General features: G+C 60.7%; 9 protein-coding genes. 7 read left to right on the plus strand and 2 right to left on the minus strand.

What is annotated here, in order from left to right:
• Position 1 precedes the first annotated feature (1 nt).
• Positions 2–1,219 (plus strand): bifunctional phosphopantothenoylcysteine decarboxylase/phosphopantothenate--cysteine ligase CoaBC, encoded by a 1,218-nt coding sequence (coaBC, locus tag DWZ54_RS03990; protein ID WP_233541611.1) that lies wholly within the window; start codon positions 2–4, stop codon positions 1,217–1,219.
• 113 nt (positions 1,220–1,332) lie between these two features.
• Here coaBC and DWZ54_RS03995 read toward each other — a convergent pair whose 3' ends face one another.
• Positions 1,333–1,779: a hypothetical protein gene (locus DWZ54_RS03995; protein WP_118474599.1), complete on the minus strand. Its 447-nt coding sequence runs from the start codon at positions 1,777–1,779 to the stop codon at positions 1,333–1,335.
• Between the two features lie 120 nt (positions 1,780–1,899).
• Between DWZ54_RS03995 and DWZ54_RS04000 the strand changes: the two genes are divergently transcribed.
• The 3 genes from DWZ54_RS04000 (at position 1,900) to DWZ54_RS04010 (ending at position 4,071) form a co-directional block, all read left to right on the plus strand.
• Entirely contained in the window at positions 1,900–2,730 is an 831-nt protein-coding gene (locus DWZ54_RS04000; RefSeq protein ID WP_147369889.1) for a hypothetical protein, read from the plus strand.
• Positions 2,727–2,975, plus strand: coding sequence for a hypothetical protein (locus tag DWZ54_RS04005; protein WP_118474601.1), 249 nt, complete (start codon positions 2,727–2,729; stop codon positions 2,973–2,975). The genes DWZ54_RS04000 and DWZ54_RS04005 overlap by 4 nt, the downstream gene beginning before the upstream one ends.
• 61 nt (positions 2,976–3,036) lie before the next feature.
• Positions 3,037–4,071: a 3-deoxy-7-phosphoheptulonate synthase gene (locus tag DWZ54_RS04010; protein ID WP_118015947.1), complete on the plus strand. Its 1,035-nt coding sequence runs from the start codon at positions 3,037–3,039 to the stop codon at positions 4,069–4,071.
• A 143-nt stretch (positions 4,072–4,214) separates the two neighbouring features.
• On the opposite strand, the gene DWZ54_RS04015 is transcribed toward DWZ54_RS04010, so the two are convergent.
• Positions 4,215–4,625 (minus strand): ACT domain-containing protein, encoded by a 411-nt coding sequence (locus tag DWZ54_RS04015; protein ID WP_118474602.1) that lies wholly within the window; start codon positions 4,623–4,625, stop codon positions 4,215–4,217.
• Positions 4,626–4,929: 304 nt separating this feature from the next.
• On the opposite strand from DWZ54_RS04015, the gene DWZ54_RS04020 reads away from it, so the two are divergent.
• The 3 genes from DWZ54_RS04020 (at position 4,930) to DWZ54_RS04030 (ending at position 7,027) form a co-directional block, all read left to right on the plus strand.
• On the plus strand, positions 4,930–5,295 hold the full coding sequence (locus tag DWZ54_RS04020) for a VOC family protein (protein ID WP_118015949.1): 366 nt from the start codon (positions 4,930–4,932) through the stop codon (positions 5,293–5,295).
• 108 nt (positions 5,296–5,403) lie between these two features.
• Positions 5,404–5,697 (plus strand): DUF1653 domain-containing protein, encoded by a 294-nt coding sequence (locus DWZ54_RS04025; protein WP_118474603.1) that lies wholly within the window; start codon positions 5,404–5,406, stop codon positions 5,695–5,697.
• A 28-nt stretch (positions 5,698–5,725) separates the two neighbouring features.
• On the plus strand, positions 5,726–7,027 hold the full coding sequence (locus tag DWZ54_RS04030; RefSeq protein ID WP_118474604.1) for an L-lactate permease: 1,302 nt from the start codon (positions 5,726–5,728) through the stop codon (positions 7,025–7,027).
• The last annotated feature ends 91 nt before the right edge of the window (positions 7,028–7,118 follow it).

A 7,118-nucleotide genomic window follows, 5' to 3' on the forward strand; every position in this document is an offset into this window, starting at 1 on the left:
CATGGAGGAGATGCTTGCGCAAGGGCCGCTTGCCGGCAGGAAAATCGTCCTCGGCGTGACGGGCGGCATCGCGGCCTACAAGGCCGTTGAACTCACGAGCCGCCTGCGCAAGGCGGGCGCGGAGGTGCACGTCATCATGACGCGGGCCGCCCAGGACTTCGTGACGGAGCTGACCTTCCGCGAGATCAGCGGGCAGGCCGTCGTCACGAGCATGTGGGACAAGGTCCCGACGCACAACGTCGAGCACATCGCACTGGCGAACCTCGCGGACCTCCTGCTCGTCGCGCCGGCCACGGCCAACTTCCTCGCGAAGGCGGCCGCGGGCCTTGCCGACGACATGCTGACGACGACGCTGCTTGCGACGAAGGCGCCGGTATTCCTGGCGCCGGCCATGAACACCAACATGTACGAGAATCCCGTGACGCAGAAGAACCTCCGGGAGCTCGCAGCGCGCGGCTTCCACATCATCGAGCCAGCGTCGGGGCACCTGGCCTGCGGCGTGACGGGCAAGGGCCGCCTGCCGGAGCCCGCGGACATCGCCCGCCAGGTCGAGGCGTTCTTCGCGAAGGCGCGCGACCTGCTCGGCCGCAAGGTCCTCGTGACGGCCGGCGGCACGCGCGAGCCGCTCGACCCCGTGCGCTACCTCGGCAACCGCTCGACGGGGCGCATGGGCTACGCAATCGCACAGGAGGCCGCGGCGCGCGGCGCTGACGTCGTGCTCGTATCGGCGCCCTCGGCGCTGCCGGTGCCGCCGGGCGTGCGCTGCGTTCATGTCGAGACGGCCCGCGAGATGCGCGAGGCCGTGCTGCGCGAATTTGACGATGCCGATGTCGTCATCAAGGCCGCGGCCGTCGCCGACTACCGCCCCAAGATCGTGGCGGAGAACAAGATCAAGAAGAGCGAGGGCGAGTTCACGCTCGTGCTCGAGCGCAACCCGGACATCCTGCTGGAGCTCGGCCAGAAGAAGCGGCAGCAGGTGCTCGTCGGTTTTGCGGCCGAGACGACGAAGCTCGAGGAGTACGCGCGCGGCAAGCTCGCGAAGAAGAACCTCGACTTCATCGTGGCCAACGATGTCTCGCGTCCCGATGCGGGCTTTGCCGTCGATACCAACTGTGCCAAGCTCTTCATGCGCGACGGCACGGTCTGTGACTGCCCGCTTTCATCCAAGGCGGAGCTCGCGGGCGTCATTCTGGACCACGTCAGGGCATGCCTGTCCTGAGGTCCTGGCCTTCTTCCTCTGGGGAATGCCTCTTCGAGCAAGAACGGCATAAAAAATACCCTGTGGGCATCTCGATGTGCCACAGGGTATTTTTACAGGCTGCGGGGGGGACCTTACTTCTTGTCGCTGGCCTTGGCGGCCGTCTTCTGCTGGACCGTGAACGGCGTCAGGTTGAAGTTCTCAAGCGTGCCGTCCTTCTTGAACAGCAGCTCGCAGCGCACTGTCGGGGACTTGTCGAAGCCCATGAGGTAGATGAACTGGTCGGCCTGGTCAAAGCGCGTCCAGCTGATGAAGCGCGTGGTCTTGAGCGTGCCGAGTTCCTTCGTCATGCGGTCGCGGATCTCTTTTATCTGCGCCGGCTTGACGTTGGTCTGGGCGTCCTTGCCCATGAGCGTCAGGGCCTTTTCGGGCTGGTTCTTCGTCAGCATCGTGTCGATCCACTGCGTGGCGACCGTTTCCTCGCTGGCGAAGGCCTTGGCGTTGTCCGACGTGGCCGCAAACGCGCTGACCGGGAACGCCAGCAGGCAGAGTATGGTGGCAATGAGCCATATTTTTTTCATAGGGATACCTCCTATTTCATGATAGGTTCATTGTACCGCTTTTCCTGGCATGATGCAAAAAACTTTTAACATTTTAACGCAATTGTAAAATGAAATGGTAACTGGAGAGGAGTGCTTGAGGTGTTGGAACGATTATCCTTTATCTTGGGCGGCCCGCTGACGGCGGACCGCTGGCAGGTGGAGGCGGTCGTCAAAGATCGTAAGGTGTACGTGGGCTGCCGCCGCTGTTTTGCCGAGCAGGAGCCGCAGGACGGGCAGGAGCTGCCGAAGGAGGAGCTGCCGAGCGGCCGCCGCTGGCTCCGGAAGCTCGAGAAGCTCGGGATCCAGCGCTGGCGCAGCCGCTTCGTGCCGGAGGAGCCCGCGCGGGCCGATACGCAGTGGACGCTCCTCTACAAGGAGGAGGGCAAGCCGCAGCGCCATATCACGGGCCGCGGGGCGTATCCTGAGAACTGGGCCTCGTTCATCGACTGGCTCAACGAATTGCCCGGGGCGGCCATCCGCCAGGAGAACCACATCGAATCGGTGCGCTTCTCGCTCTATGAGGAAGTCCCCCTGAAGGCGGGCGGCAGGAAGATCCCAATCCGTGAGAAGCTGGCCCTTGACCGGCGCCGCCGCGTCATCATCTACAACCGCCACAAGCAGGAACTCGGGACTGAACGCCACGCCTACGAGGTGCCGCGCGCCATCATCCGCCTGCTCGACATGCTCGACCGCACGCAGCATCTCGAGGACAAGTGGCCGGCCGAGCGCGGTGAGGAAGGGCCGAAGCTCGAGGTGCGCCTGACGCGCCACGACGGGACCGAGACGGTCATCCGCTGCCGTTATGTGCCGGCGGAGCTGCCGGAGAACTGGCCAGAGTTCCTCGCCGAAATCCAGCGCATCATGGGCGGCATCGGTGGCCGCTTCTTCCGCCGCGATACGTACCTCTCGGAAAGCGAGGTGTATCGATGAAACCGGCTGTCATCACCGACATCATCCTCGTGGTCTTCCTGTTGCGCTTCTTTGCCGAGGACAATCTCATGCAGTGCGTCCCGCTCGCGCTGCTCTGGGCCCTCATGACGGGCTTTTTCCTGCGCGAGTCGAAGAAGAAAGGGGAGTACGCGAATCTGTCGCTGCCGATCCTCTGGGCGGCCAACGCCTTCCTGACGCTCCTCATGATCTGCGGCTTTGTGTTCTTGGACCGCCTGCCGGGCTGAAAAACGGCAAAATCTATGATATAATGGAACCCATCAGAATCACCAGAGAGGGGAAAACCGAATGGAAATGCAAATGGAATTTATCCGCAAGCTGCCCACGCCGCAGGAGCTCATGGAGCAGTTTCCGATTGACGACCGCGTCAAGAAGATCAAGGCCCAGCGCGACAAGGAGATCGCCGCCATCCTGACGGGGCAGGACAACCGCTTCCTGCTCATCATCGGCCCGTGCTCGGCCGACAACGAAGAGGCCGTGCTCGACTACATCCACCGTCTCGTGCCCGTGCAGGAACAGGTCCGGGACAAGATCCTCATCGTGCCGCGCGTCTACACGAGCAAGCCGCGCACCATCGGCATCGGCTACAAGGGCATGCTGCACCAGCCGGACCCGGAGGGCAAGGAAGACATGCTCGGCGGCATCATCGCCATCCGCGAGATGAACGCGCGCGTCGTGCGCGAAACGGGCTTCACCTGCGCCGAGGAAATCCTCTATCCGGAAATCTACCGCTATCTTTCTGACCTGCTCTCGTATGCAGCCGTCGGCGCGCGTTCCGTCGAGGACCAGTTCCACCGCATGATCGCAAGCGGCATCGGCATACCTGTCGGCATGAAGAACCCGACGTCGGGCGACATCTCCGTCATGCTCAACTCCATCGAAGCGGCCCAGCACTCGCAGGAATTCCTGTTCCGCGGCTGGGAGGTGCGCACGACGGGCAATCCGCTCGCCCATGCCATCCTGCGCGGCTACGTCGACAGCTTCGGCAACAGCCTGCCGAACTACCACTACGAGAACCTGCGCTCGCTCTACGAGGCATACCACAAGCGCAATCTCCAGAATCCGGCCGTCATCGTCGACGCCAACCATGCGAACTCGGGCAAGAAGTACCTCGAGCAGATCCGCATCGCCAAGGACGTCGTCAACAGCTGCCGCATCTCGCCGGACATCCAGACGCTCGTCAAGGGCCTCATGATCGAGAGCTACATCGAGGACGGCAACCAGAAGATTTGTGAGGGCACGTACGGCAAGTCTATCACGGACCCGTGCCTCGGCTGGGAGAAATCGAAGCAGCTCATCTTCGACCTCGCAGAAATGCTCTGATTTTCTTGATACCCCATACGGTCACAAACGCCCCGGTTCCTGCGAGCCGGGGCATTTTTCAAGCAAAGAAGCCGCCAGCCATCCGGATGATTCCCGATGACTGGCGGCTCCTTTTATCCCGTATCGTATTGTCTGAGCAGCGGTCAGAACTTGTCGACGAGCTTGTAGCCCTTGCCGCGCAGGAACGTCTCGGCCTCCGGCTCCTGCGTCTTGAAGATGACGACCGGTTTGCTGGCCTGGCGGTCGTAGGAGATGTAGAGGTAGTCGAGCGAAACATTGGCCTCGCAGAGATGGTTGAGGATCTTGTCGAGGCTGCCCGGCGTATCGCCCATCTCGACGGCGATGACCTTGTCGATGTGGCACTGGTAGCCGGCCTTCTTGAGTTCTTCGACGGCGCGCTCCGGATCGGTGATGACGAGGCGGATGATGCCGAACTCAGCACTGTCGCTGGCGAGCATGGAGTAGATGTTGATGTCGGCCGCAGCGAGCACCGCCGTCATCCTGCGCAGAGCACCCTTGGTGTTTTCCGCGAATACAGAAACTTGGTTGAGCATGTGATGAATTCCCCTTTACGATTAAAATAAAAATAATAGCATCCCGGCTTGCTGGCGCGCCTGCCGGGAGCCCTGAGCCCCGGCAGCAAGCCATCGGTGCGGTCTGTCTGATGTTCCTATTCTATCATATCGGCCGGGAGAAAGCAAAGGCGGGGAGTCGCCTGCCTGTAACGTTGTCAATCATGGGGCAGCGTGACGATACCGGCAGAGAGAATGGCAGCCAAATATGGGAAAAGCGATGGAAATGTGCTACACTGGATATAAAAGCACTTGATTGCAATGAAATTAATTGGGAGGAAACATCATGGAATTTCAGTTTGCCCACAACAACTTCAACGTCCTGGATCTCGAGAAGAGCCTGGCCTTCTACAAGGAAGCGCTTGGCTTTGAGGAATCGCACCGCCTCGAGGGGCCGGGCTTTACGCTCGTCTACCTCTCCGACGGCGGCAAGACCCCGCATGAGCTCGAACTGACCTGGGTCCACGACCGCAAGAAGCCGTACGACCTCGGCGAGAACGAATTCCACCTGGCCGTGACGACGGACGATTACGAAGCCGCTCACAAGAAGCACGAGGCGATGGGCTGCATCTGCTACGAGAACGCCGCCATGGGCATCTATTTCATCAGCGACCCCGACGGCTACTGGGTCGAAGTCCTGCCGCGAAAATAACAGGCAAGGATAAAGAGCGAGCCCTCCCGATGACTGACTGCTTCCTGCAGCGCATGGCGAGGGCTTGTTTCTTGGAAAAGAAGGCGGGGTCTCGTATAAGGAGAAATTATGGAAGAATCGAAGGAAATCCAGCAGCAGCGGGCACTGCTTCATGCCAAGTACCGCCGGGCCATCCCGCAGGCCGGGGAATTGTGGAGACATTTCAAGGATAACATGTATAAGATCATAGCCTGTCCCGTCATGCATACCGAGACGGGAGAAATCTACTGCGTGTACCAGGCCCTGTATGGCAGCTGCGGCGTATATTGCCGGCCGCTGGATATGTTCATGAGCGAAGTGGACCATGATAAATACCCGCAGGTGCAGCAGAAATATCGGTTTGAGAAAAAGCAGGATAGTTGAACCGAATCGGAATAAGGAAGGCTTCTGAATGGATGTGGAACGTTGTTTGCTGGCGCTGATGCCAATCTTGTCCTTGCTCGTCATGCTGCTCGCGCTCCGTCAGTCCGTGCAGCGGGCGGCGGGACTGGGCTTCCTGCTGGCCGCTGCGCTCGGCAGCGCGTTTTTCGGCGCCACGAGCACGCTGCTGCTGGCTGCCAGCTTGCAGGGCGTGCTGCATGCGCTGCCCATCATTGGAGTCATATTCGGCACGCTGCTGCTTTATGCTGGAGCAGAAGCGCTGGGAATCCTGCAGCGTCTGCAGCAGTTCCTGCAGGCTTGTTCCACAGACCTGGCGGTACAGGCACTCGTTGTCGGCTGGCTGTTTGCGCATCTCTTGCAGGGAATCTCAGGCTTCGGCGTGCCGGTGATGATCTGCGCGCCGCTGCTGGTCCGGCTGGGCATTCCGCCGCTGCGCGCCGTGCTGATTGCCCTGTTGGGCCAATGCTGGGGAAATACCTTCGGTACGATCGGGCTTGCCTGGGATGGCCTGCTGACGCAGGTCACACTGACGCCCTCCATGGAGCGCACGGTCCTGGTGTTGTCGTCTTCGTATCTGCTTCTGGTCTGTCTGCTGTCCGGTTTTCTGATTGCGTATCTGGCAGATGGCTGGAGCGGCCTGCGCCGCACCTTCTTCCTCGTCTTGTGCCTCGGTATCCTGCAGGGAGAAGGGCAGACGCTATTTTCATATGTCCATGCAGAACTGGCCAATTTCCTCGCATCACTCCTGGGCTTTGGGGCATTCCTGCTCTGGCGGCGAACAGGCGGGATACCCGCTGCTGCGCCGCCTGTCCCTGTGGGGCCTTTTCGAAAATCAGGAAGGGGCAGGAAGACGGTCCTGGCTTCTGCCTGCCGCTATGCGCTTTGCCGCACCCGGCCGGTGGCAACGGCAGTCGTGCTCCTGCTCGCGATGTCGGAAATCATGGTGACGACAGGGCAGACCAGGGCTTTGGCTGAAGGGCTGGCCACGCTTACCGGAAAGGGGTACCTGCTGGCGGCCCCGTTTGTCGGTCTGCTCGGCTCCTTCATGACGGCGAGCAATCTTTCGTCAAACATCCTGTTTGCGGCTTTTCAGCAGCAGATGGGGACCATCCTGCATCTGCCGGTGGAGCAGCTGCTGGCCCTGCAGACAGCTGGCGGCGCGGTGGGGACGCTGCTCTCACCGAGCAACGTCTTCCTCGGAACGTCAACGGCGGGCATCGCCGGACAGGAAGGAATCATCCTGCGCCAGACCATGCTGATTGCCGTGATATGCTGCATGCTGTTTGCGCTGGCCGCTCTTGTCCTGTCATGATGGTTCGGGAGAGCCATCTGCAAAGAACTGAACATTGCACAATGATTTTTAAGGGGCTGTGACAAAATGTAAAATCATTTTGTCCACAGCC

Origin of the sequence: Mitsuokella sp. AF33-22, from assembly GCF_003475755.1 — a bacterium.
In the GTDB taxonomy this organism is placed as follows: Bacteria; Bacillota; Negativicutes; order Selenomonadales; family Selenomonadaceae; genus Mitsuokella.

What these genes read in the sequence shown, in the direction of transcription:
- DWZ54_RS03995 (WP_118474599.1), bottom strand. Translation starts at nt 1,779, where the DNA reads ATGAAAAAAATATGGCTCATTGCCACCATACTCTGCCTGCTGGCGTTC.
- DWZ54_RS04005 (WP_118474601.1), top strand. Translation starts at nt 2,727, where the DNA reads ATGAAACCGGCTGTCATCACCGACATCATCCTCGTGGTCTTCCTGTTG.
- DWZ54_RS04020 (WP_118015949.1), top strand. Translation starts at nt 4,930, where the DNA reads ATGGAATTTCAGTTTGCCCACAACAACTTCAACGTCCTGGATCTCGAG.
- DWZ54_RS04025 (WP_118474603.1), top strand. Translation starts at nt 5,404, where the DNA reads ATGGAAGAATCGAAGGAAATCCAGCAGCAGCGGGCACTGCTTCATGCC.
- DWZ54_RS04010 (WP_118015947.1), top strand. Translation starts at nt 3,037, where the DNA reads ATGGAAATGCAAATGGAATTTATCCGCAAGCTGCCCACGCCGCAGGAG.
- DWZ54_RS04015 (WP_118474602.1), bottom strand. Translation starts at nt 4,625, where the DNA reads ATGCTCAACCAAGTTTCTGTATTCGCGGAAAACACCAAGGGTGCTCTG.
- DWZ54_RS04030 (WP_118474604.1), top strand. Translation starts at nt 5,726, where the DNA reads ATGGATGTGGAACGTTGTTTGCTGGCGCTGATGCCAATCTTGTCCTTG.
- coaBC (WP_233541611.1), top strand. Translation starts at nt 2, where the DNA reads ATGGAGGAGATGCTTGCGCAAGGGCCGCTTGCCGGCAGGAAAATCGTC.